General features: G+C 71.5%; 23 protein-coding genes. 6 read left to right on the forward strand and 17 right to left on the reverse strand.

Features of this window, described 5'->3' with window-relative positions; translation table 11 throughout:
* Nucleotides 1-61 precede the first annotated feature (61 nt).
* Nucleotides 62-541, forward strand: coding sequence for a DUF4396 domain-containing protein (locus ACFY0U_RS17625; protein ID WP_388636170.1), 480 nt, complete (start codon nt 62-64; stop codon nt 539-541).
* A gap of 9 nt (nt 542-550) precedes the next feature.
* On the opposite strand, the gene ACFY0U_RS17630 is transcribed toward ACFY0U_RS17625, so the two are convergent.
* Nucleotides 551-1,183: a sulfite oxidase-like oxidoreductase gene (locus ACFY0U_RS17630; RefSeq protein WP_388636172.1), complete on the reverse strand. Its 633-nt coding sequence runs from the start codon at nt 1,181-1,183 to the stop codon at nt 551-553.
* Nucleotides 1,184-1,359: 176 nt separating this feature from the next.
* Here ACFY0U_RS17630 and bfr point away from each other — a divergent pair, with 176 nt between their 5' ends.
* Nucleotides 1,360-1,839, forward strand: coding sequence for a bacterioferritin (bfr, locus tag ACFY0U_RS17635; RefSeq protein ID WP_030596293.1), 480 nt, complete (start codon nt 1,360-1,362; stop codon nt 1,837-1,839).
* On the opposite strand, the gene ACFY0U_RS17640 is transcribed toward bfr, so the two are convergent.
* Both ACFY0U_RS17640 and ACFY0U_RS17645 read right to left on the reverse strand, forming a co-directional pair.
* Nucleotides 1,836-2,060: a bacterioferritin-associated ferredoxin gene (locus ACFY0U_RS17640; protein ID WP_388636174.1), complete on the reverse strand. Its 225-nt coding sequence runs from the start codon at nt 2,058-2,060 to the stop codon at nt 1,836-1,838. The genes bfr and ACFY0U_RS17640 overlap by 4 nt on opposite strands.
* Nucleotides 2,061-2,233: 173 nt before the next feature.
* Nucleotides 2,234-3,583 (reverse strand): class II 3-deoxy-7-phosphoheptulonate synthase, encoded by a 1,350-nt coding sequence (locus tag ACFY0U_RS17645; RefSeq protein ID WP_388636176.1) that lies wholly within the window; start codon nt 3,581-3,583, stop codon nt 2,234-2,236.
* A gap of 96 nt (nt 3,584-3,679) precedes the next feature.
* Between ACFY0U_RS17645 and ACFY0U_RS17650 the strand changes: the two genes are divergently transcribed.
* The gene (locus ACFY0U_RS17650) at nt 3,680-3,736 is read left to right on the forward strand and encodes a trp operon leader peptide (protein ID WP_078912442.1); all 57 of its coding nucleotides are present in this window, start codon (nt 3,680-3,682) and stop codon (nt 3,734-3,736) included.
* A gap of 114 nt (nt 3,737-3,850) precedes the next feature.
* The gene (locus ACFY0U_RS17655; protein ID WP_388636178.1) at nt 3,851-5,731 is read left to right on the forward strand and encodes an anthranilate synthase family protein; all 1,881 of its coding nucleotides are present in this window, start codon (nt 3,851-3,853) and stop codon (nt 5,729-5,731) included.
* Here ACFY0U_RS17655 and ACFY0U_RS17660 read toward each other — a convergent pair.
* The 8 genes from ACFY0U_RS17660 to ACFY0U_RS17695 form a co-directional block, all read right to left on the reverse strand.
* On the reverse strand, nt 5,683-6,678 hold the full coding sequence (locus tag ACFY0U_RS17660; protein ID WP_388636180.1) for a 2-hydroxyacid dehydrogenase: 996 nt from the start codon (nt 6,676-6,678) through the stop codon (nt 5,683-5,685). The genes ACFY0U_RS17655 and ACFY0U_RS17660 overlap by 49 nt on opposite strands.
* 47 nt (nt 6,679-6,725) lie before the next feature.
* Nucleotides 6,726-7,754, reverse strand: a complete 1,029-nt coding sequence (locus tag ACFY0U_RS17665) for a hypothetical protein (RefSeq protein WP_388636182.1) — start codon at nt 7,752-7,754, stop codon at nt 6,726-6,728.
* Between the two features lie 10 nt (nt 7,755-7,764).
* Nucleotides 7,765-8,121 carry a hypothetical protein gene (locus ACFY0U_RS17670; RefSeq protein ID WP_388636184.1) on the reverse strand — a complete coding sequence of 119 codons (357 nt, stop codon included), beginning with the start codon at nt 8,119-8,121 and terminating at the stop codon, nt 7,765-7,767.
* A gap of 49 nt (nt 8,122-8,170) precedes the next feature.
* Nucleotides 8,171-11,872, reverse strand: coding sequence for a CHAT domain-containing protein (locus ACFY0U_RS17675; RefSeq protein WP_388636186.1), 3,702 nt, complete (start codon nt 11,870-11,872; stop codon nt 8,171-8,173).
* Between the two features lie 109 nt (nt 11,873-11,981).
* Nucleotides 11,982-13,010, reverse strand: a complete 1,029-nt coding sequence (locus ACFY0U_RS17680) for a 6-phosphofructokinase (RefSeq protein WP_388636188.1) — start codon at nt 13,008-13,010, stop codon at nt 11,982-11,984.
* A gap of 132 nt (nt 13,011-13,142) precedes the next feature.
* A complete protein-coding gene (locus ACFY0U_RS17685; protein WP_046261248.1) occupies nt 13,143-13,817 on the reverse strand; it encodes a response regulator transcription factor in 675 nt (224 codons plus the stop codon).
* Nucleotides 13,814-15,028, reverse strand: a complete 1,215-nt coding sequence (gene macS, locus ACFY0U_RS17690) for a MacS family sensor histidine kinase (protein ID WP_388636190.1) — start codon at nt 15,026-15,028, stop codon at nt 13,814-13,816. Before macS ends, ACFY0U_RS17685 begins: the two co-directional genes overlap by 4 nt.
* A gap of 28 nt (nt 15,029-15,056) precedes the next feature.
* Nucleotides 15,057-15,803, reverse strand: coding sequence for a lysophospholipid acyltransferase family protein (locus tag ACFY0U_RS17695; protein WP_388636273.1), 747 nt, complete (start codon nt 15,801-15,803; stop codon nt 15,057-15,059).
* Nucleotides 15,804-15,963: 160 nt separating this feature from the next.
* Here ACFY0U_RS17695 and ACFY0U_RS17700 point away from each other — a divergent pair, with 160 nt between their 5' ends.
* On the forward strand, nt 15,964-16,743 hold the full coding sequence (locus ACFY0U_RS17700; RefSeq protein WP_388636275.1) for an alpha/beta hydrolase: 780 nt from the start codon (nt 15,964-15,966) through the stop codon (nt 16,741-16,743).
* Nucleotides 16,736-17,299: a hypothetical protein gene (locus ACFY0U_RS17705; protein WP_388636192.1), complete on the forward strand. Its 564-nt coding sequence runs from the start codon at nt 16,736-16,738 to the stop codon at nt 17,297-17,299. Before ACFY0U_RS17700 ends, ACFY0U_RS17705 begins: the two co-directional genes overlap by 8 nt.
* Nucleotides 17,300-17,432: 133 nt before the next feature.
* On the opposite strand, the gene ACFY0U_RS17710 is transcribed toward ACFY0U_RS17705, so the two are convergent.
* The 6 genes from ACFY0U_RS17710 to ACFY0U_RS17735 all read right to left on the reverse strand — a co-directional run bounded on the left by ACFY0U_RS17710 (nt 17,433) and on the right by ACFY0U_RS17735 (nt 22,402).
* Nucleotides 17,433-18,155 (reverse strand): endonuclease/exonuclease/phosphatase family protein, encoded by a 723-nt coding sequence (locus ACFY0U_RS17710; RefSeq protein WP_388636194.1) that lies wholly within the window; start codon nt 18,153-18,155, stop codon nt 17,433-17,435.
* Nucleotides 18,156-18,269: 114 nt separating this feature from the next.
* Entirely contained in the window at nt 18,270-19,223 is a 954-nt protein-coding gene (locus ACFY0U_RS17715) for an ROK family glucokinase (RefSeq protein ID WP_266828183.1), read from the reverse strand.
* Nucleotides 19,224-19,311: 88 nt separating this feature from the next.
* A complete protein-coding gene (locus ACFY0U_RS17720) occupies nt 19,312-19,809 on the reverse strand; it encodes a DUF5304 domain-containing protein (RefSeq protein WP_388636197.1) in 498 nt (165 codons plus the stop codon).
* Between the two features lie 57 nt (nt 19,810-19,866).
* Nucleotides 19,867-21,036, reverse strand: coding sequence for an ArsA family ATPase (locus tag ACFY0U_RS17725; RefSeq protein WP_388636199.1), 1,170 nt, complete (start codon nt 21,034-21,036; stop codon nt 19,867-19,869).
* Between the two features lie 20 nt (nt 21,037-21,056).
* Complete coding sequence (locus ACFY0U_RS17730) at nt 21,057-21,500, reverse strand: SRPBCC family protein (protein WP_388636201.1); 444 nt, start codon at nt 21,498-21,500, stop codon at nt 21,057-21,059.
* 104 nt (nt 21,501-21,604) lie between these two features.
* On the reverse strand, nt 21,605-22,402 hold the full coding sequence (locus ACFY0U_RS17735; protein ID WP_388636203.1) for a metallophosphoesterase: 798 nt from the start codon (nt 22,400-22,402) through the stop codon (nt 21,605-21,607).
* Between the last annotated feature and the right edge of the window lie 41 nt (nt 22,403-22,443).

Below are 22,443 nucleotides of genomic sequence, written 5' to 3' on the forward strand. Positions count from 1 at the left end.
CCCTAGGGGGTATACGGTTCTTGCTCGGTGCAGGAACCGTAACCTGACATTGGGGGCACTCATGCAGCACCAGGCGCACGCGGAACACGCTCACCACCAGCCGGACGGCAGCTGGGCCACGGCCGTCCGCGCCACCCTCCACTGCCTCACGGGGTGTGCCATCGGCGAGGTGCTCGGCATGGTCATCGGCACCGCGCTCGGCTGGGGCAACACCCCGACCCTGATCCTGGCGATCGTCCTCGCCTTCTTCTTCGGCTACGCGCTCACCCTGCGCGGCGTCATGAAGGCGGGCCTCGGCCTGCGCGCCGCGCTGAAGGTGGCGCTGGCCGCGGACACCCTGTCCATCGCCGTGATGGAACTGGTCGACAACGGAGTGATCGTGCTGTGGCCGGGGGCCATGGACGCCGAACTCGCCGACCCGCTGTTCTGGGGAGCGCTGGCGATCGCGCTGGCCGTCGCCTTCGTCCTCACCACACCGGTCAACAAGTGGATGATCGGCCGCGGCAAGGGCCACGCGGTGGTGCACCAGTACCACCACTGATCCGAGCCGCTAGAGCTCGGGCCCGTCGCCGGGCACCTCCTGGTAGGAGTAGCGCTGCTCCCGCCAGGGGTCGCCGATGTTGTGGTAGCCGCGCTCCTCCCAGAAGCCACGGCGGTCGGCGGTCATGTACTCGACGCCGCGGACCCATTTGGGTCCCTTCCAGGCGTACAGATGGGGGACGACCAGCCGGAGCGGGAAGCCGTGCTCGGCGGTGAGCAGTTCGCCGTCCTTGTGGGTGGCGAAGATCGTGCGGTCGGCGGCGAAGTCCGCGAGGCGCAGGTTGGAGCTGAAGCCGTACTCGGCCCACACCATCACATGGGTGACGGCCGGGGCGGGCGGGGCGATGTCCAGGATGGTCCGGGCGGGGACTCCGCCCCACTCGGCGCCGAGCATGCTGAACTTCGTGACGCAGTGCAGATCGGCCACGACGGTGGTGTGCGGCAGAGCCGTGAACTCCTCGTGGTTCCAGCACTGCTTCTCACCGTCGGCGGTGGCGCCGAAGACGCGGAACTCCCAGCGTTCGGGGCGGAACTTGGGGACGGGTCCGTAGTGCGTGACCGGCCAGCCGCGTTGCATTCGCTGTCCCGGCGGAAGCTGGGATCGTGCCGCTTCTCCTGACTCGCGTTCCACCGGCTGACCCATGACTCCATCCTGACAGACCCGGGGCAGTGCACCTGACCAAGGCTTCCCTGATTCGCCTCAAATCGGACTAAGCATGCCCTTACTTACTAAGTGAAGACTTACTGGACGATCTTCGAGACCGGTGCGAGGATGCGGCGCAACCTGCCAGTTCCCCCCGGTTGGAAGGAGCCTCTGCGATGCAGGGCGACCCCGAGGTCATCGAATTCCTCAACGAGCAGCTCACCGGCGAGCTCACCGCGATCAACCAGTACTTCCTGCACGCGAAGATGCAGGAGAACTTCGGCTGGACGAAGCTCGCCAAGTACACGCGCCACGAGTCGTTCGACGAGATGAAGCACGCCGAGGTGCTCACCGACCGGATCCTCTTCCTGGACGGGCTGCCGAACTACCAGCGCCTGTTCCACGTCCGGGTCGGACAGACGGTCAAGGAGATGTTCGAGGCCGACCGGCAGGTCGAGGTGGAGGCGATCGACCGTCTCAAGCGCGGTATCGAGGTGATGCGCGCCAAGGGCGACATCACGTCCGCGAACATCTTCGAGTCGATCCTCGAGGACGAGGAGCACCACATCGACTACCTCGACACCCAGCTGGAGCTGGTGGAGAAGCTCGGCGAGGCACTCTACATCGCGCAGCTGATCGAGCAGCCGGAGAGCTAAGCGGCCTCGTTGAGCTCGGCAAGGACCGGCTGGCTCTGCTCGGCGAGCTCACGTGTGGGGCAGGCGCCCCGGCCCAGCAGCGCCTGGATGCGCCGCACACAGGAACCGCAGTCGGTGCCCGCCTTGCAGGCGGAGGCTATCTGGCGCGGGGTGCAGGCGCCGTCCGCCGCGTGCTTCTTGACCTGCTGCTCGGTGACACCGAAGCAACTGCAGACGTACACGCGGTTCACCTCCCGCCGGGATCGATAGGTGGTGCCGTCCCGATTGATCGGTGAGGCTAACCTAACCTTACCCGGCGGACAGGGACCGCAAAAGTGGAGTGGGGCGCGGATCGTATGTGATCCGCGCCCCACCTCATGCTCCTGTAACAGGCGCAGCCCCTGCTGATCTACTACTAGTCCCGGTACAGCTCCGCGACGAGGAACGCCAGGTCAAGCGACTGGCTGCGGTTGAGCCTCGGGTCGCAGGCCGTCTCGTAGCGCTGGTGCAGGTCGTCGACGAAGATCTCGTCGCCGCCGCCCACGCACTCGGTGACGTCGTCGCCGGTGAGCTCCACGTGGATGCCGCCCGGGTGGGTGCCCAGGCCCTTGTGGACCTCGAAGAATCCCTTGACCTCGTCCAGCACGTCGTCGAAGCGACGGGTCTTGTGACCCGAGGCCGCCTCGAAGGTGTTGCCGTGCATCGGGTCGGTCACCCAGGCCACGGTCGCGCCGGAGGCGGTGACCTTCTCGACCAGCTCGGGCAGCTTGTCGCGGACCTTGTCCGCGCCCATCCGCACGATGAAGGTGAGGCGGCCCGGCTCGCGGTCCGGGTCGAGACGCTCGATGTACTGGAGCGCGTCCTCGGCCGTGGTCGTCGGGCCCAGCTTGATCCCGATCGGGTTGCTGATCTTCGAGGCGAACTCGATGTGCGCGCCGTCCAGCTGACGGGTGCGCTCACCGATCCAGACCATGTGGCCCGAGACGTCGTACAGCTGGCCCGTACGCGAGTCGACCCTGGTCAGCGCCGACTCGTAGTCGAGGAGCAGCGCCTCGTGGGAGGCGTAGAACTCGACCGTCTTGAACTCCTCCGGGTCCGTGCCGCAGGCCCGCATGAAGTTCAGCGCGTTGTCGATCTCCCGCGCGAGCTGCTCGTAGCGCTGCCCGGACGGGGACGACTTCACGAAGTCCTGGTTCCAGGCGTGCACCTGGCGCAGGTCCGCGTAGCCGCCGGTGGTGAAGGCGCGCACCAGGTTGAGCGTGGAGGCGGAGGCGTTGTACATCCGCTTCAGGCGCTCGGGGTCCGGGACACGGGCCTTCTCGTTGAACTCGAAGCCGTTGACGGAGTCGCCGCGGTACGTCGGCAGGGTCACGCCGTCGCGGGTCTCGGTGCCCTTGGAGCGCGGCTTGGAGTACTGGCCGGCGATCCGGCCGACCTTCACGACCGGCACCGAGGCGGCGTACGTCAGCACGGCGCCCATCTGGAGCAGGGTCTTGAGCTTGTTGCGGATGTGGTCGGCCGACACCGCGTCGAAGGCCTCGGCGCAGTCGCCGCCCTGGAGGAGGAACGCCTCTCCCTTGGCGACGGCCGCCAACCGGGCGCGCAGCTGATCGCACTCGCCCGCGAAGACGAGCGGCGGATACGACTCGAGGTCCGCAACGACTGCGCGCAGAGCCTCGGTGTCGGGGTACTCGGGCTGCTGCGCCGCGGGCAGGTCTCGCCAGGTGTTGCCGGCGCCGAGGCCGGTCTTAGCGTTCACGGTCACGCCCTCAACATTACGGGGTCGTGTCGCGTCGTTTTCGCACGGCTCGACAGGTGAGACGCACCGGCGCTCAGGTGCGCATGGGGTAGGGTGCCTCGCATGTTCGCGCTTTCGACCCAGAACTGGTGGTGGACCGCTCATCCGGCGGCCCACTGACTGCGCGTACGCAAGACTTCGCGAAGGCCGCCCGAGGGGCGGCCTTCGGCGTTTCCGGGGTCCGTTCCTCCCAGTGAATTCCCATGAATTCCCACCGAGAAGGACAACGGACCCATGCATCTGATCGACCTGCTCGACGATCCCCGCCCGTTCGCCCTGCTGCGCCGCCGCACGCCGGGCCATGACGAGCGGTCCGTGGAGCTGCTGCTCGGCCCGGTCACCACCTACGACCGCCTCGCCGACCTCCCCGACGAGGGCCTCGCCCTGGTCCCCTTCCGCCAGATCCGTGAGCGCGGCTTCGACGTGCGCGACGACGGGACACCGCTCGCGGTGCTGACGCCCGAGGAGACCCACACGCTGGCTCTGGAGGAGGTCCTGGACCAGCTCCCGGCGCACGACGTGCGTGTCGAGCGCGGTGGCTTCGACGTCGGTGACGAGGAGTACGCCGAGATCGTCGGACGCGTGCTGCGGGAGGAGATCGGACAGGGCGAGGGCGCGAACTTCGTGATCCGGCGGACGTACGAGGGGGAGATCCCGGGGTTCTCCCGCAAGGACGCCCTGGCCCTGTTCCGGCGGCTCCTCGAAGGCGAACGGGGCGCGTACTGGACCTTCGTCGTCCACACCGGCGACCGGACCCTGGTCGGCGCCAGCCCCGAGGTGCATGTGCGCATGTCCGGCGGCACGGTCGTGATGAACCCGATCAGCGGGACGTACCGCTACCCGGCCGAGGGCCCCACCCCCGAGCACTTGCTCGGCTTCCTCGCCGACGGCAAGGAGATCGAGGAGCTGTCGATGGTCGTCGACGAGGAGCTCAAGATGATGTGCACCGTCGGTGACATGGGCGGGGTCGTCATCGGGCCGCGGCTGAAGGAGATGGCGCATCTCGCGCACACGGAGTACGAGCTGCGCGGGAAGTCCTCGCTGGATGTGCGGGAGGTGCTGAAGGAGACCATGTTCGCGGCGACCGTCACCGGCTCGCCGGTACAGAACGCCTGCCGGGTCATCGAGCGGCACGAGGTCGGGGGGCGCGGCTACTACGCGGGGGCGCTGGCGCTGCTGGGGAAGGATTCCGGCGGGGCCCAGACCCTCGACTCACCCATCCTGATCCGGACCGCCGACATCTCCTACGACGGACAGCTCCGCGTCCCGGTCGGCGCGACCCTCGTCCGGGGCTCGGACCCGGCGGGCGAGGTGGCCGAGACGCACGCGAAGGCGGCGGGGGTGCTGGCGGCGCTGGGCGTGCGTGAGCAGCGGCCGCGCGAGGAGGGCGTACGGCCCCGGCTCGCCGACGACCCGCGGGTGCGGGCCGCTCTCGACGGTCGGCGGTCGTCACTCGCGCCCTTCTGGCTGCGGATGCAGGAGCGGTCGGAGGAACTGAGCGGGCATGCCCTGGTCGTCGACGGTGAGGACACGTTCACGGCGATGCTGGCGCACGTGCTGCGGTCGAGCGGGCTGGAGGTGACCGTTCGGCGCTACGACGAACCCGGTCTGCGCGAGGCGGTCCTCGCTCACGAGGGTCCGGTCGTCCTGGGCCCCGGCCCCGGTGACCCCTCGGACCTGACCGACCCGAAGATGAGCTTTCTGCGCGACCTGACCGCCCATGTCGTCCGCGAGAACCGGCACGGTGTGCTCGGCGTCTGCCTCGGGCACGAGCTGCTGGCGGCCGAGCTGGGGCTGGAGATCGTACGGAAGGAAGTGCCCTATCAGGGCGCGCAGACGACGGTCGACCTGTTCGGGCGGCCGGAGACCGTGGGCTTCTACAACAGCTTCGTGGCGCACTGCGACGACGAGACGGCGGCGGAGCTGGCCGCGCACGGGGTCGAGGTCAGCCGGAGCGCCTCGGGTGAGGTGCATGCCCTGCGCGGGCCTGGCTTCGCCGGGGTGCAGTTCCATCCGGAGTCGGTGCTCACGCTGAACGGTGCCGCGGTCGTACGGGAGTTGGTGGGTCAGCTGCGCGGGACGAGCACGTTCTCCGAGCGGCGGCCGGCCCTGTAGTCGAGGACGTTGTGCACCGTGGCGTCGACGATCTGGCCGACGGCGTCCTCGGTGTAGTACGCCTGGTGGGACGTGACCAGGACGTTCGGGAAGGTGACCAGGCGGGCCAGGGTGTCGTCCTCGATGGCCTCCAGGGACTTGTCGAGGAAGAACAGGCCCGCCTCGGCCTCGTACACGTCGAGGCCGACGCCCGCGAAGCGGCCGGCGCGCAGTTCGGTGACGAGGGCGGCGGTGTCGATCAGGCCGCCGCGGCTGGAGTTCACCAGGATCGCGTCGTCCTTCATGGTCTTGAGGGCGTCGGCGTCGATGAGGTGCGTGGTCTCCGGCATCAGCGGGACGTGCAGGGTGACCAGGTCGGACTCGGCGAGGAGCTGTTCCTTGGGGACGTACGTCATGCCGAGTTCCATGCAGACGGGGTTCTCGGCGACGTCCCAGCCGAGCAGCCGCATGCCGAAGCCGTGGGCGATCCGGGTGAAGGCCTCGCCGATCTTGCCGGTGCCGAGGACACCGGCGGTGCGGCCGCGCAGGTCGCGGCCCATCAGGCCGTCGAGACGGAAGTCGAAGTCGCGAGTGCGGGTGGAGGCGCGGACGATACGGCGGTTGACGGCCATGGCGAGGGTCCAGGCGAACTCGGCCACCGAGTACGGCGAGTAGTACGACACCCTGGCCACGGTCATGCCGAGCCGTTCGGCGACCTTGAGGTCGATGTTGTTGAACCCGGTGGACCGCTGGGCGATCATCCGGGTGCCGCCGGCCGCGAGGATCTCCAGGACACGGGCGCCGAGCTCGGCGTTGACGCTGGTGGAGATCACCTCGTAGCCGGCCGCGATGGGGGCGGTGTCCTCGTTGAGGAAGACGTGCAGGCAGCGGACCTCGTGGTGGCCCCGGAAGGCCCGCTGGATCAGGGGCTTCTCGTCCGCCTGGACGCCGAAGGCGAGGATCTCCACACGGCCCTCCGGGGGTGCGCCGGAAATGTCTGGTACTGGCGAATATCTCACAGACCCCTACGGAGCCGCTCCGTCAGCGCGCGACCCTGCTGCGGGGACGGGCGGGGTTCGGCGAGGCGGCTGTGGAGGCGGTCGAGGTGCAGGTCGACGGTGGCCTCGACGAGCTCCGCGTAGGCCTCGGCGGCGAGGGCGGCCCGCCGACGCGACACCAGCGCGGCGCCCAGGGCGACCAGTCCGGCCGGCCACCAGAGCAGGGCGAGCGGCAGATACAGCAGCGCCCAGCCACCCAGCGCGAACGCGGCGTCGAGGCGGGTCCGGGTCGCGGTGAGGGTCTCGCGGGTGGAGGCGGGGAGCAGGAGCCAGAGGCGGGGCCAGACCACGGCGAGGTCGATGCCGTACTCGGCACCGAGGCGCACGGCGGGGGCGTGCAGGCGGTCGCCCAGGCGGGTGGGGTGTTCGGGGCGGATCAGGGAGAGGGCGTTGCGCCGGGCGGCGTGGGTGGCGGCGTTACGGGTGTGGTGGGCGGCGATGTCGGCGTGGGCCGTGTCGGGGTGGGTGCCCTCCGGATCTGCGGGCGGGGTCCCCGCCGCCCCGGCCTGGGCGGCTTGTCGCTCGTCGCGGCGGGCCGCCTGGGTCGACATGAGCTGTCTGCGGGTGGCCTCCTCAGCCAGGGCGCTCTCGCTGCGGTAGGCGGCGTCCGCGGCGTTCCACGCGCTCTCGCGGCGGGTCGTCAGGTGGGCCGAGAAGTTGGCGAAGGGGCGGGGCCACGGGCCGCACAGGGCTTGTTCGACCGGGCCGGCGAGGGCCTGGGCGAGGGCGCCGACGGCAGCCGAGACGGGGATCGCGGCGAGGATCAGCAGGACGGCACGGGCGACCAGGCCGCCCTCCTGTCGGCCGGGGTCGCCCTCGGTGAGGTCGGTGAAGCCGTCCCACAGGGCCCGCCAGTCGTGCCAGTCGCCCTGCCCGAGCCGTACCGCGGCCGCCGCGACCAGCAGATAGACGAGGCCCGGCAGAACGAGCAGGGTGAACCACCGCTCGGCCAGCTTCCGCCCCAGCTCGGCGAGGAGCCCCGTCACCGGCCGGCCCTCACGCGTCCGGTACGAAGGTCAGCACCCGCTCATGGAGCAGGCACTCGGGCGGTCCCTCGCCGGCGAAGCGCTGCTCGGTCCGATGGCAGACGCCGACCGGGCAGAGGTAGCGGCCGGGGACAGGCGGCCCCGGCCGGGCGACCGGGGGTGGGTCGTGGCGTACGAACATCGGGTCGGTGATCGCGGGGTCGAGCGAGGCGAGCACCTCGGCGAAGTCCGCGCCTTCACGCAACCGTCGTACGGCCTGTTCGAACGCCGCCCGCCGAGGCCCGCTCAGCATCCGCAGCACCGCCAACTCCCGGCAGAACTCGGCGTGCAGAGTGCTCAGCGCGGCGGGATCCTCCGGAAGGGCCATGTCTCGATCGTAGGACGCCACACCCGACCCCACACCCCCTCACACCCCCTCACGCCCCCGAATGCACATGCGCCGCCCAGCTCAACGGCCGCTCCGGCCACCGCACTCGAAGCCGCCGCACGGCGTGATGCAGCGCGCGTGCCGCGGGCGGCGCCCCCGGACCCGCCGCCGCCAGCTCGCCGTAGACACCCTCCGCGATCTCGGCCGACGTGTCGTCGTCGGCCCGCCACAACGTGCCGATCACCTGGGAGAACCCGGCGAGTTGGAGGGACCCGGCCAGGTGCAGCGCCTCATCGGGCAGCCGGGTTCCGCCCACCGCCGTCTCGCACGCCGAGAGATACGCGAACTCGGCGGCGGGCAGGTGCAGTCGGGTCACGTCCCGCACGGACAGCGTGCCGCCGGGCAGCAACAGCCGTCCCTCGGAGGGCCGTTCGGGATCCTGGACGCCGTGGCAGGCGAAGTGCACCCAGGAGTGCCCGGCGAGCGCGGCCCGTACCGTGTCGGCGTGCGCGGCGGCCCCGGACAGCAGCGTGCCGCCGACGCTGCGGTGCGCGAGCTCGGCCTCGCGCAGGGCGCCCGGCAGCGGGGCCCGGCCCGGTGTCTGCGGTACGGCGACGACGAGCGGCTCCCGCTCCCCGGGCACGGCACGGCCCCGGGCTCGCAGCAGGGCCGCGAGGCTCGGGGTGTACGAGGAGACGACCCGGTCGGGCACCGCGCCGGCGGCGTGCAGCGGCAGGAAGGTCAGCGGTCCGGACGGGCACCACCACAGGCGGGGCGGCTCCTGGCCGGGCGGGGGCGGGCCGGTGATGTCGAGGGCGTCGAGGACCGGCTCGGCGACCGTGCTCCACAGCCACTCCAGGAGGTCACCGACGGACTGCTCGGCGAAGGCCCGGGCCAGCCCCGAGCGCCCCGCCGCGGCGACCGCCTGGAAGAGCAGTTCACCGCGCTCCCGGGCCTCGGCATGGGTGAGGCCGGGCAGCGGACAGACCCGTACGCCGGTGCCGTCGAGCAGCAGGGCGTGGCCGGTGCCCTCCTTGGCGACGCTGACGACCACGACCGGGCCGTGGGCACCCGCCGACAGCAACCGCCCCGCCCCGGGCGGCCGCAGGAAGTCCCGGAAGCCGTCGCGGGCACGGATCGCGTCGAGGGTCTCCTGCCATTCGCGGGCCAGCCGGTGCCGGCGGTCGGCGCCGGACGCGGAGAGGTCGTCGGCCGCGCTCTCCAGTTCCTGGCGCATCTCCGCGAAGCGGGCGGCCAGTTCGGGCGCCGCGACCGCCAAGTCCTCCGCGTCCGTGCGCAGTTCGAGGGCCTGCGCGGCGAGGATGCCGCGCCCCGCCTCCAGCAGCTCCAGCGCGTCCCGCGGTTTCCCGGCGGCCACCGCGACCTTCGCGGCGAGCGACCCCAACTCCTCGTCGCTGAGCGCCTGTTCCTGGTCGGATCGGTCGACACCGCGCCACACCACCAGCGGCAGTTTCTCGATCGCCGCCCGCAGCGCCGCCAGCGCCCGCTTCTCGTCGCCGACGGCATGGGCCACGCCCGCAAGCCGCACCGAGGCCGCGACGCGGTACGACGGGGGCTGTGCCGCGTCGGCGGCCAGCTCGGCGTTGACGGCGAGCGCCTGGTCACGGATCGCGTCGTAGCCCCCGTCCGCGTCGGCGATGTCCATCAGGGCCCAGGACACGGCACCCAGACCGCCGCCGCGCAGCGGATGCCCGCCCGGCACCAGGCGCACGCACTTGCGGGCGGCCGCGAGCGCGATGTCGAGGTCCTCCCGGTCACCGCCCGCCCGGTACCGCTCGCGCAGGGCGTGGGACAGGTTGCCGTAGAGACCGGCGCGGCGCAGTGGGTCGGCGGGCGGGTCCTCAAGGGCCGTCTCGTAGTGGCGTACGGCGGTCTCGGCCTCCTCGATGCCGGCTCCGGGCAGTCGGAAGCGGGCGAGGAGGACGCTGCCGAGCGCGCTGACCAGGTGGTGCCGCATGTGGTGGCCGGGTGCGGTGGTGGCCAGGGCGCGCTCGACCAGTCGTTGCGCCCGGTCGAGTTCGGCGCTGTCCCCGGTCCGGCGGGCGTACTCGACGAGCAGGGTGGTCACGTTGCCGAGGATCACCGGGGTCTCGGCCTCGAACTTCGGTATGTGGGCGGCCAGTTCCTCCCCCACGGCGACCGCCTCCCGCAGCGAGGCGAGGTGCCCGGTGCGGGTGTGCCGTTCGGCGAGGGCCATGATCAGGCTGCCGCGCAGCGAGTCGAGCACCTCCGCGTCCTCGTCCTCGGGCAGTCCGGCGAAGCCCTCGCGGCAGCTGGCCACCGCCTCGTCGAGCACCGCGAGGTCATGGCCGAACCGGTAGCGGTGCACGAGCACCGTGGCGAGCACGGACAGCGCCAGGGCCCGCTCGACGGCGGAGCGGGCATGGGCGAGGGCGCGACGGGCGGCCTCCTCGGCGGGACCGTGGTCGGGCACGGCCTCGCTCTCCGAGCGGGCGAGGCGCAGATTGCAGAGCGCGCGCAGGGCCGGGGAGTCGCCGGCGTGGGCGCCGCCCGGACCGGTCAGCGGTGTCACGACGGCCAGCGCGCGGACGACCGCCGCGGGGTCGCCGGTCTCGCGGTACTCGTGCATGGCGGCGGCGCCGTACGAGCCCACCGCCTCGTGCGAGGTGTCCGGCCCCGACAGGCCCTCGCCCATGAGGTCCAGCGCGCGCCGCCGGTCGGCGATGTCGCCGCGCAGCTGGTAGCGGTACTGAAGGTGCCGGCCGAGGTCGGCGGCGAACTTCGGCGGCTGGGCGGCGTACAGCTCCTCGTAGGCCTCGATCGCCTCCGCGAGGACGTCCATGTCGCGCCGCCGGGCGAAGCGCTGGGCGAGCAGACCCGCGGCGATCGGCTCCGCGCTGTCCCTGATCCGGCCGTAGTGCGGGTGTCCGCGGATCGCGCGCTGCAACTCCAGGGCGTCGTCGAGCAGTTGGACGCTCTTGGGTTCGTGGGCGGTGGCGGTGACGTAGGCGCCCGCGGCCGTCATGGCGTACCCCAGCCACTCGACGCTCGCGGGATCCGTCGCGGCGAGGGCGGTCCTGACGAGGGCGGGCGTGTCCGCCATGGGCGAGGCGTCCCGCAGTCGGGAGCAGCGGATCCCGAGCAGCCGGGCGAGCCGGGTGGCCGCGTCAGCGCCCGGTGTCCCGGGCGGGCGGAGCTCGTAGGCCGTGCGGACGTGCCCAATCGCGGTTTCCTCGTCGGCGGAGTCGCCCGTGTCCTTGAAGCGCGCTTCCGCGATGTGCGAGAGGAGTGCGTGCATCGTGGCGCGGCGGGGGTCGGCGGGCGCGGAGCCGCTCAGCGCGCGGGTGCCGCAGAGCAGGGCGCCGTCCAGACACCAGCGGCGCAGATGTGCGGGCGTCCCCTCGTCCCGGGCGTGGTCGAAGAACCCGGCGGTCATGTTCGCCGCGGCGTTCACCGTCTCGGCGTCGAGGTACGCGGTCGGGTCGACCAGGGGTCGCAGCCCGGCGGGGGTGGCCGCGGGCTGTGTGCGGTGCAGCAGGGCGAGGGCCAGCAGGACGGCCGCGTTCTCGGGCGGGTGGGTGCCCCGCCCGCCCCGGGCGTCGACGGAGCGCCCGGCGGCCCGGAACAGCTCGACCAGGCCGGCCGCCTGCCGTGGCGAGGGCGTCGGCGGCGGCTTGCCGTCCCGTACGGCGGGCCAGACCGCGGCGAGTTGCTCCTCGTGCCGCTCCAGCAGCCCCCGCAGCTCCCGCCCGCTGAACCACCCGACCATTCACCCTCCCGGCGACATGTCCCCTGCCACATACACCGAACGCCGCCACGGTAACCGCGGCGGCGCCCGGACGTTGCCACACGTCATGTCCCCGGCACGGCAGTTGGCCTCAGCCGAAGAACACCCCGACCTCCTCGTACAGCTTCGGGTCCACCGTCTTCAGCTTCGCCGTCGCCTCCGCGATCGGCACCCGCACGATGTCCGTGCCCCGCAGCGCGACCATCTTGCCGAAGTCGCCGTCCCGTACGGCCTCGATGGCGTGCAGGCCGAAACGGGTGGCGAGCCAGCGGTCGAAGGCACTGGGGGTGCCGCCGCGCTGGATGTGCCCGAGGACGGTCGTCCGGGCCTCCTTGCCCGTGCGCTTCTCGATCTCCTTGGCGAGCCATTCGCCGATGCCGGACAGCCGGACGTGTCCGAACGAGTCGAGCGACTCGTCCTTGAGGACCACGTCGCCGTCCCTCGGCATGGCGCCCTCGGCGACGACCACGATCGGGGCGTACGAGGCCTTGAAGCGGGAGGTGATCCAGGCGCACACCTGTTCAAGGTCGAAGCGCTGCTCGGGGATGAGGATGACGTTGGCGCCGCCGGCGAGCCCGGAGTGGAGGGCGATCCAGCCGGCGTGGCGGCCCATGACCTCGCAGACCAGGACGCGCATGTGGGACTCGGCGGTGGTGTGCAGCCGGTCGATGGCCTCCGTGGCGATGCCGACCGCGGTGTCGAAGCCGAAGGTGTAGTCGGTGGCCGACAGGTCGTTGTCGATGGTCTTCGGTACGCCGACGACGGGGACGCCGTACTCGTCGGTGAGCCGCGCGGCCACCCCCAGGGTGTCCTCGCCGCCGATGGCGATGAGCGCCTCGACCTCCTGCTTGGCGAGGTTCTCCTTGATACGGCGGATCCCGCCCTCCAGCTTCAGCGGGTTGGTCCGCGAGGAGCCGAGAATGGTGCCGCCGCGGGGCAGGATGCCGCGCACGGCGGGGATGTCGAGGCGGACGGTGTCGTTCTCCAGTGGTCCTCGCCAGCCGTCCCGGAAGCCGACGAAGTCATAGCCGTACTCCTGCACGCCCTTGCGGACGACGCCCCGGATGACGGCGTTGAGCCCGGGGCAGTCGCCGCCTCCGGTCAGTACTCCGACCCGCATGGAAATGTCCCTTCGCCGCGGTTGCCTGTGAGGGTCACGCTAATGGTGATCCAGGTCACACAGCGATGGGCGGGAAGGGCAATTCCGGTGAATCGAAGGGTCTTTGGTTTACGCGGCGTCAAGCCCGCGCTGCTACTCGTCGTCGAGCCCGCGTTCTATGGCGTAGCGGACGAGTTCGACCCGGTTGTGAAGCTGCAGCTTGCCCAGGGTGTTCTGGACGTGGTTCTGGACCGTGCGGTGCGAGATGACCAGCCGCTCGGCGATCTGCTTGTAGCTCAGGCCCTTGGCGACCAGCCGCAGCACCTCGGTCTCGCGGTCGGTGAGCTGCGGCGCCTTGGGCTGGTCGGTGTCCGGGGCGGGGGCGGGCTCGGAGGCCAGCCGGCGGTACTCGCCGAGGACGAGTCCGGCGAGGCCGGGCGTGAAGACGGGGTCGCCGACGGCGGTACGGCGTACCGCGTCCAGGAGTTCCTCGGTGGACGCCGACTTCAGCAGATAGCCGGTCGCGCCCGACTTCACGGCCTCCAGGACGTCCGCGTGCTCACCGCTCGCCGACAGCACCAGGACCCGCAGCGCCGGGTTGTGCCCGACGAGTTCCTTGCAGACCTGGACGCCGGGCTTGAGCGGCAGGTTCAGGTCGAGGACGAGCACATCGGGACCGGCGGCCTTGGCGCGGCGTACGGCCTGGTCGCCGTCGCCCGCGGTGGCCACCACGTCGAACCCGGACGCGTCCAGGTCACGGGCGACCGCGTCGCGCCACATCGGGTGGTCGTCGACCACCATCACCTTGATCGGGCCCTGGTCACTCATCGCTGCCCTGCCTTCCCCCGTGAGACCTTCGGTACCTTCAGCTCGACCTCCGTGCCCTGTCCGGGCACCGAGATCAGTTCGGCGCTGCCGCCGAGTTCGCGCAGCCGCCCCCGGATCGACAGGGCGACCCCCATCCGCCCCTCCCCCTCGGCCTGCGCGAGCCGCCCCTCGGGGATGCCGGGCCCGTCGTCCCGCACGGTCACCACGACCTCGTCGGGCTCGTCCTCGACGAGGATCCACGCCCGCGCGTCCTCCCCCGCATGCCTGCGTACGTTGTCCAGGGCGGCCCCCACCGCGGCGGCCAGCTCCTTCGCGGCGGGCGGGGGCAGCTCCACCGGGGCGCCTGGCTCGGCGAAGCTGACCTTGGCCGCGGCGAACGGGGCGAGCAGCGCGCGCAGATCGACGGGACCGTCGGGATCCGGCTCGTCGACGGCTCGTACGACCGCCCCCTGGGCCGCGTCCTCGGACGCCCACGAGACGGGCCTGAGCCCTCCGGAGACCAGGGTGCGCAGCGCCACCTCCTGCTCACCGGCCATCCGGCCCAGCTCGGCCGCCTCGCCGCCGATGACGGCACCACGCCGCTGCACCATGGCCAGCACCTGGAGCACACTGTCGTGGATGTCCCGCGCGAGCCGCTCCCGCTCCCTGGTCGCGGCCTCGATCTCCAGGGCACGCGCGAGGGTGCGCTCGGAGGCGCGGGCGACCTCGACGACGTAGCCGATGGCGATGGAGGCGACCCAGACGAGGATGACGTTGTGGACGGTGTCCCGGGCCGGGTGGCCGCGCTCGATCAGGTTGGCGGCGGCGACCGGTGTGGAGGCGAACGCGGCCCAGCGCCAGCCGCCCTTGATGGCGTACGCGAGGACCGAGCCGGCGGTCCATATCGACGGCAGGGTGGGACCCCCGGTGTCGATGTGGTGGTCGTTGACGGCCAGCGGGGTCAGGAGGATGCCGGTGATCGCGACGGCCAGGTCGACGGCCAGGAAGCGCTTGGTGCAGGCGGCCTCGTTCTGGACCCGGGGCAGGGTGGCGAGCGTCCAGACGACCAGGACGGCGAAGTAGCCGTAGGCGATGCCCGGACGGTCGTAGTTCTCGTAGTTGGTGGCGAACAGCCCGACCGCGTACAGCATGGTCAGCACCCGGTAGCCGGTGAGCGCACGCCACAGCGGCAGCTCCACCGACATCCTCATCACACGCTCACGCCTGGCCATGTCCCCACCCCTGCCCCCGAAGCCCCGTCTAGGACTCGGAGCGTTCCTTCTCGGCCTTCGCGAGGGCGGCCTTGGCCGCCTTCTCCGCTTCCTTCTCGGCCTTCGCCGCGTCCGCGATCTGCCGCTTGGCGGCGGTCGCGTACATGTCGACGTACTCCTGGCCGGAGAGCTTCATGATTTCGTACATGACCTCGTCGGTCACGGCGCGCAGCACGAAACGGTCGTGCTCCATGCCCTGGTACCGGGAGAAGTCCAGCGGCTCGCCGATGCGGATGCCCGGCCGCATCAGCTTGGGCATCACCTGCCCGGGCGGCTGGATCTTCTCGGTGTCGATCATGGCGACCGGAATGACGGGCGCGCCGGTGGCGAGCGCCACGCGCGCGAGGCCGCCCGGCTTGCCCCGGTACAGGCGTCCGTCGGGCGAGCGCGTGCCCTCCGGGTAGATCCCGAACAGCTCACCGCGCTCCAGCACCTCTATGCCGGCCTTGATCGCCGCCTCGCCCGCGCCGCGCGCCCCGGAGCGGTCCACGGGGAGCTGCCCCGCGCCCTTGAAGAACGCGGCCGTGAGCCGGCCCTTCAGCCCTGGCGTGGTGAAGTACTCCGCCTTGGCGATGAAGGTGACCTTGCGGTCGAGGACCGCGGGCAGGAAGAAGGAGTCCGAGAAGGACAGGTGGTTGCTCGCCAGGATCGCGGGGCCCTCTGCGGGGATGTTCTCGAGGCCTTCCACCCAGGGCCTGAAGGCGACCTTCAGCGGCCCGCCGATGGCGACCTTCATCGTTCCGTACAACAACCCCGTGCCTCCTGTGTCTGTCGGTCAGACCTTAACCCGGAGCGCTGCCAAAGGGCCCGACGGCCCTGGTCGGTGTCAGTGCGGTCGCGTACGGTGAACCACACCTGGACTCGTTCACATCCTTCTCATGAACAGGAGACCGAAGGTGCCGGTCCTCCCTGGAGCCGAGCCGTTCCGCCACGAGGGCGGGGAGACAGGCGTCCTCCTCTGCCACGGCTTCACCGGTTCCCCGCAGTCGCTCCGCCCCTGGGCGGAGTACCTCGCCGAGCGCGGTCTGACCGTGTCGCTGCCTCTCCTTCCGGGGCACGGCACCCGCTGGGAGGACATGGCACTCACCGGCTGGCCGGACTGGTACGCCGAGGTGGACCGCGAGCTGCGGGCCCTGCGCGAGCGCTGCGCCCAGGTGTTCGTGGCGGGTCTGTCCATGGGCGGCGCCCTCGCCCTGCGGCTGGCCGCCAAGCACGGCGACGCGGTCAGCGGCGTGGTGGTCGTCAACCCGGCGAACCGTATGCACGGCCTCGCCCCTTACGCCCTTCCGGTGGTGCGCCATCTGCTGCGGTCGACGCCGGGGATCGCCGACGACATCGCGAAGGAGGGTGCGCACGAGCTGGGGTACACCCGGGTGCCGCTGCACTCCGCGCACTCCCTGCGGCAGTTCTTCCGGCTGGTCGACGGTGAGCTCCCGCAGGTCACCCAGCCGCTGCTGGTCCTGCGCAGTGCCGTGGACCATGTGGTGCCGTCGGCCGACTCCGCGCGCGTGCTGAGCCGGGTGTCCTCCAGGGACGTATCGGAGATCGTGCTGGAACAGAGCTACCACGTGGCGACGTTGGACCATGACGCGGAGCGGATCTTCGAGGAGAGCTTCGCGTTCATCGGCCGGCTCGCGACCGGTATCGGCAAGGAAGGGACGGCCGCACGTGGCTGAGCACGACTCCGACCGCGAGGACCGCGAGCCGGACGAGCAGGGCGTGCCCTTCGACGAGGCGGCCGCCTGGGAGGCGATCGTCGCCGGGTACGGCGAGGAGCCGAAGGATCCGCCGGGCGCCAAGCCGTTCAAGTCGGTGGAGGACCTGGCGCTGCTGGAGCCGGAGACCAACTCGGAGGAGCCGAAGGAGGACGAGAAGCCCGCCTCGGCCAAGCCGCTGGGCAGCTCCGTCGCCTTCGCGCCCGGGGTCGGCCCGCGTGACTACACGGCGCCCGAGCCGGCGGAGGAGGACTTCGACGAGGACGACGAGGGCCACTTCGTCCCGCCGGAGCCGCCGCCGCTGCCCGCCGCGGACACCACCGCGAAGTTCGCGTGGCTGGCCGTCCTGGGCGGACCGCTGCTGCTTCTGCTGGCCATACTGCTCCGCTGGGACATGACCTGGTGGCTCGCCACCATCGGCATAGGCGGTTTCCTGGGCGGCTTCGCGACGCTGGTGATGCGGATGCGGACGGACGAGGACGAGGACGACGACCCCGGACGGGGAGCGGTCGTCTAGTTCGCGGGGACTCTGAGGGCGGCCAGGACCGGAAGATGGGCAGAACCTCTCGATGCTGCCCTCGCACTGCTCGGCCCCGAGGGGCCTCGCAGGCTTCGGACAGCTGCGCCGGACTCCGTCCGGCTGACCGGGCTCAGGCTGCCGGTACGCGCAATGCCGCCAGCACGGGCAAGTGATCCGTGGCCGCCCTCAGATCTGGCTCGGTGATGCCGGGGAGGTCGAGCGGGACCCCGCAGCCGAGCACCTCGATGCCCTTCGTGGCGAAGATCGCGTCGATGCGCCGGTGGGGTTCGGTGCGGGTCCAGGTGTGTTCGGCGCCGTCGGGGGCCGTGGCCCAGCAGTCCTGGAGGGTGTCGGAGAGACGGGTGAACGTGCGGCCGCCGGGGCGTTCGTTGAGGTCGCCGCCCGCGATCGCGTGCTCCACACCCAGTCCTGCCAGGCGGTCGAGGAGCATGCCGCCCTGCTCGTAGCGCTCGTCCTTCCGCAGGGAGAGGTGGCAGCTGAGGACGCCGAGGCGGGCGCCGCCGATGCGGACGACGGCGGTGGCGAAACCGCGCCGGTGCTGTCCTGGCGTGAGCGGGAGCAGGACGTCCTCCGTGCGCTCGACCGTGGTGCGGAGGTTGCACAGGATCGCCGGTCCGGCGGCGGTGGCGCCGCCGGTGAGGATGACGAGGTCCGCCGCGCGCGCCAGCCGGGCGAGTTTCTTGCGCCAGCGGAAGAAGCGGGGGGCTTCTTGGACGAGCACGAGGTCCGGGGCGCAGGCGCGGATGATCCTGGCCAGCGCGTCTGTGTCGTCTCGCATCGAGCGGATGTTGTAGCTCAGGACTCGGACGAGGGCTGTTTCGTCGGACGCCATGCGGAGCAATTTACGCCCGATGACTCGGGGCGCGAGGTAAATGGGCGACTGCCGGATCGTCGTGGCTCGTCGCGCAGTTCCCCGCGCCCCCAGGTGGGTCACCCGCCCCCCCGATCACATGATCGGGTCGGGTTCCCTCGCCAGGTCCGCCGCGCCTACCAGGCCCGCCTTGTTGCCCAGCTGGGCCGCGATCACATCGGCCACCGGGCGCCAGTTGCCGCCGACCAGCCAGCGCTTGTAGGACTTGCGGATCGGGTCCAGGACCAGTTCGCCCTCGTCGGAGAGGCCGCCGCCGACGATGAAGGCGGAGGGGTCGAAGAGAGAGGCGAGGTCGGCGAGGCCGGCGCCGGCCCAGCGGGCGAGCTCACGGTAGGAGTCCACGGCGACCGGGTCACCCTGACGGGCGGCCATGGAGATGTGCTTGCCCTCGATGCCGTCGGGGCTGCCGTCACCGAGGCCGAGGAGGAGCTCGGCGTTCTCCGGGGTGGCGTTGGCGCGCTGCTTGGCGTACCGCACCAGGGCGCGCCCCGACGCGTACTGCTCCCAGCAGCCCTGCGAGCCGCAGCCGCACAGCAGGCCGTCCGGGACCATCCGGATGTGGCCGAACTCGGCGGCGACCCCGAAGTGACCGCGGCGCAGCTTGTTTCCGATGATGATGCCGCCACCGAGGCCGGTGCCGAGCGTGATGCAGATGACGTTGCGGTGGCCCTTGCCGGCGCCGAACTTGTACTCGCCCCACGCGGCCGCGTTGGCGTCGTTCTCGACGACGACGGGGAGGCCCACGCGGGCCTCGACCTTCTCCTTCAACGGCTCGTTGCGCCAGTCGATGTTGGGGGCGAAGTAGACCTCCGAGCGCTGCCGGTTGACGTAACCGGCCGCACCGATACCCACACCCACGATCTCGTGCCCGGCGCGCGCGCCGTCCACCGCGGAGGCGATGGCGTCCACGATGCCCTCGGGCGTGCCCGGGGTCGGCACCTTGTGGGTCGAGAGGATGTTGCCTTCCTCATCGACCACGCCGGCCGCGATCTTCGTGCCGCCGATGTCGACGCCGATGGTGAGTCCCATGAATCCCTCAGTTTCGGTCGAGCCCCGCTACGGCCCACCGTACCCGAGGGCCTGCCGCCAGACTCCCGTCGTCCGCCCGAGGTGCGCTCTAGTCCAGGTCGATGCGCTCACCGGGCCCGGAGTCGTCGCCCCGGTCCTGGCCGGGCTTTTCCGGGCCCTTCTGATCGGTGGTCCGCTGGGTCCAGCGCTGCTCCTGGGCCTGGACGGCGGAGCGGTAGGCGGCGAGCAGTTCGTTGCCCGCTGCCGCCAGGTGGTCGAAGACGTCCGGGTTGCGCTCGATGACGGGCTCGACGGCGGCCTTGGCCTGCTGGACGACCTGGTGCACCACCTGCTGGGCGGCGGGTCCGGCGACCGCCCCGAAGAGGGGTGACTGGATCGAGGACAGCTTGTCGGTGACGGCGTCGACGAGCTTGCGCAGTTCCTCGGCGGCCGAGCCCGGGGGCTGGCCGTACTCGGCGCGGCGGCGGGCCTTCTCCGCCGCGAGGTCCTCGGCGCACGCCGTCGCCCAGGCGTCGGCGTCGGTCGCCCGCACCTCGTCGACAGCCTCACGACCGGCGGCGTCTGACGGGGGGAGCTCTTCGCTCATGACGGACTCCTGACTGCGGTTCGTCCCTACGACGTTACCCGAATGGGCCTACCACGTTCACCGTGTCCCCGGCCAGAGACCGGGGTCCGGCGCGAACCGGATGCACAGCTCCCCGTCGCGCAGGGCGGCACCGGCGACGGTGCAGCGCCGCAGGGCGGAGGGAAGGGCCACGACACGGCGGAACTGCCCGGCGGTGACCACGAGTTCGTCGCCGCGCCGGATGAGGTCGAGCTCGTCGCGTATCGCACCCGGAAGGGGGATGTGCCAGACGAGCACACCGTCGTCGGCGAGCCGGTCGGCGACGGGCCACTCGACGGCGGACGTGGCGTCGTCGACACCGGGGACCGTGAGCGCGTCGAGGTCGTCGGTGCCGCGCGGGTCGTGACCGAGGTGGCGGACCGGTCGTACGTCGTACGTCTCCTGCCACTCCTCCCGTGCCTTGCGCTGCTGGGCGGCGAGAGCGGCGAGCCAGGTGTCCTGCGCCTGCTCGGGCAGGACCCGGTTGGCCACCAGGACGTCGGGGCGCAGACCGCGCAGGGCGAGGGCGAGGCCGGCGGAGCGCACCGCGTCGGCGCCGGCCGGACCGGGCTCGGCGACCAGCCGTACGACGGTGTTGCGGTCCGCGACGACCGCCTCGACCGCGGCCAGCTCCAGGTCCCACCGCGCGGCGGTCTCGTACAGCCACTCCGAGGGCATCGGCACCCCGGCCAGCCGTCCGAGCATGGGCCGCAGGGCACGGGCCGCCTGCCGCTCGGGCGGCAGGAGGCGGCGCAGATAGCGGCGGAGTTCCTCGGGCAGGGCGAGCAGCGCGAGCGCCTGCGGCGTGGGCGGAAGGTCCACGACGAGCAGCTCGTGCCGCTCGGAGAGCACCGCGTCGCGCAGGGCGCGCAGCAGCGTGAGCTCTTCGGCACCGGGCAGCGGCGTGACCTCCTCGGCGTCCAGCCGCGAGGCGCCGAGCAGATCGAGGACGTTGGCGGCCCGCTCCTGGAAGGCCCCGAGGTCGTCCCGGAACCCGGCGGTGGCGTCGGGCCGCCAGGCGGTGAGCCCCTCTCGGACCTCCACGGGCGCCGATCCCGTGGTGACGCCGAGTACGGAACCGAGGGTGTCGGTGCGGTCGGCGCTCAGCACGAGCGTGCGGACGCCTTCACGGGCGGCGGCGAGAGCGGTGGCGGCCGCAACGGTCGTACGACCGCTGCCACCTGGCCCGGTGATCAGAAGGGTGCGCATGGGGCTGAACGGTAGTCCCCCTACTTCGCCCCCGACTCCACCCGCTTCTTCAGACCGGCCAGCGCCCGGTCGATGATGACCTTCTCGGCCTTGCGCTTGATCATCCCCAGCATCGGGATCTTGACGTCGACGGTCAGCAGATAGGTGACCTCGGTCGACCCCGTGCCCGTCGCCTTGAGGATGTACGACCCGTCGAGCGACCGCAGCATCTGGGACTTGACGAGGGTCCAGGAGACCTCGTTGTCACCGGTCCAGGTGTACCCGAGGACCTGGTCGTCCTTGATCGCGCCCGCGTCCATGACGAGCCGCACCTGCTCGGCGCGCCCCTGGGCGTCGGTCGCGAGGACCTCCGCCTCCTTCACCTCGCCGGTCCAGTCCGGGTAGCGGGCGAAGTCGGCGATCACCCCCATGACATCGGCCGGTGCCGCCTCGATCGTGATGCTCGAGCTGGTGTGTTCCGCCATCGCTGTGGCTCCTCCAGATGCGGGCCGGTAGGGCATGTCCTGCTGCGCACGTGTGTGCAGCGTGAAGGCTACCGCGCACGTGAGCGCCCGACTTCACCGACCGGTCACCATTCCAGGGCCCAGGGTCTGCCGCTCCCCGCGAAGTGCCCCACGTTGACGCACTCGGTCGCCCCGATCCGCATCCGCCGCACCAGCGGCTGATGGACGTGCCCGAACAGGGCGTACCGGGGCCGGGTGCGCCGGATCGCGTCCAGCAGGGCCCGGCTCCCGCGCTCGAAGCGGCGCGCGACGGTGTCGTAGACCAGCTCCGGCACCTCCGGCGGGATGTGGGTGCACAGCACGTCGACCTCGCCGACCGCCTCGATCTTCGCCGCGTACTCCTCGTCGCTGATCTCGTACGGCGTGCGCATCGGCGTCCTGAGCCCGCCGCCCACGAATCCGAACACCCGCCCGCCGATCTCCACCCGCTCGCCGTCCAGCACGGTGGTGCCGGGTCCGGCGTACTCGGGCCACAGCGGTGGCATGTCGACATTGCCGTAGGTGGCGTACGTCGGTGTCGGGAAGGCCGCGAACATCTCGGCGTACTGCTTGCGTACCGCCTTCTCGATCGCGGACGCGCGGTCGGTGCCGATGCCGGCCCACAGCCGGGCGCCGAACTCGCGGGCCTCCTCGAAGCGGCGGGCGGTGCGCAGTTCGACGATGCGGTCGGCGTTCTCCACTCCGAACAGGTCGGGGAAGATGCCGCGCGAGTGGTCGGCGTAGTCGAGGAAGAGGACCAGGTCCCCCAGACAGATCAGGGCGTCCGCGCCCTCGCCGGCTCTGGCCAGGTCACGGGCGTTGCCGTGCACGTCGCTGACCACATGTACGCGTGTCCTCCGGTTACCGGCCGGTGTGGGTGCCATGGCGATCAAGAGTAGGCGTGTGCGGCATACGTGAACAGTGG

The sequence above is a fragment of the Streptomyces sp. NPDC001536 genome (assembly GCF_042894505.1).
Classification (GTDB): domain Bacteria; phylum Actinomycetota; class Actinomycetes; order Streptomycetales; family Streptomycetaceae; genus Streptomyces.

What these genes read in the sequence shown, in the direction of transcription:
- ACFY0U_RS17710 (WP_388636194.1), bottom strand. Translation starts at nt 18,155, where the DNA reads ATGGCGTCCGACGAAACAGCCCTCGTCCGAGTCCTGAGCTACAACATC.
- ACFY0U_RS17680 (WP_388636188.1), bottom strand. Translation starts at nt 13,010, where the DNA reads ATGCGGGTCGGAGTACTGACCGGAGGCGGCGACTGCCCCGGGCTCAAC.
- ACFY0U_RS17725 (WP_388636199.1), bottom strand. Translation starts at nt 21,036, where the DNA reads ATGCGCACCCTTCTGATCACCGGGCCAGGTGGCAGCGGTCGTACGACC.
- ACFY0U_RS17670 (WP_388636184.1), bottom strand. Translation starts at nt 8,121, where the DNA reads ATGGCCCTTCCGGAGGATCCCGCCGCGCTGAGCACTCTGCACGCCGAG.
- ACFY0U_RS17625 (WP_388636170.1), top strand. Translation starts at nt 62, where the DNA reads ATGCAGCACCAGGCGCACGCGGAACACGCTCACCACCAGCCGGACGGC.
- bfr (WP_030596293.1), top strand. Translation starts at nt 1,360, where the DNA reads ATGCAGGGCGACCCCGAGGTCATCGAATTCCTCAACGAGCAGCTCACC.
- ACFY0U_RS17675 (WP_388636186.1), bottom strand. Translation starts at nt 11,872, where the DNA reads ATGGTCGGGTGGTTCAGCGGGCGGGAGCTGCGGGGGCTGCTGGAGCGG.
- ACFY0U_RS17630 (WP_388636172.1), bottom strand. Translation starts at nt 1,183, where the DNA reads ATGGGTCAGCCGGTGGAACGCGAGTCAGGAGAAGCGGCACGATCCCAG.
- macS (WP_388636190.1), bottom strand. Translation starts at nt 15,028, where the DNA reads ATGGCCAGGCGTGAGCGTGTGATGAGGATGTCGGTGGAGCTGCCGCTG.
- ACFY0U_RS17730 (WP_388636201.1), bottom strand. Translation starts at nt 21,500, where the DNA reads ATGGCGGAACACACCAGCTCGAGCATCACGATCGAGGCGGCACCGGCC.
- ACFY0U_RS17715 (WP_266828183.1), bottom strand. Translation starts at nt 19,223, where the DNA reads ATGGGACTCACCATCGGCGTCGACATCGGCGGCACGAAGATCGCGGCC.
- ACFY0U_RS17655 (WP_388636178.1), top strand. Translation starts at nt 3,851, where the DNA reads ATGCATCTGATCGACCTGCTCGACGATCCCCGCCCGTTCGCCCTGCTG.
- ACFY0U_RS17735 (WP_388636203.1), bottom strand. Translation starts at nt 22,402, where the DNA reads ATGGCACCCACACCGGCCGGTAACCGGAGGACACGCGTACATGTGGTC.
- ACFY0U_RS17685 (WP_046261248.1), bottom strand. Translation starts at nt 13,817, where the DNA reads ATGAGTGACCAGGGCCCGATCAAGGTGATGGTGGTCGACGACCACCCG.
- ACFY0U_RS17695 (WP_388636273.1), bottom strand. Translation starts at nt 15,803, where the DNA reads ATGAAGGTCGCCATCGGCGGGCCGCTGAAGGTCGCCTTCAGGCCCTGG.
- ACFY0U_RS17720 (WP_388636197.1), bottom strand. Translation starts at nt 19,809, where the DNA reads ATGAGCGAAGAGCTCCCCCCGTCAGACGCCGCCGGTCGTGAGGCTGTC.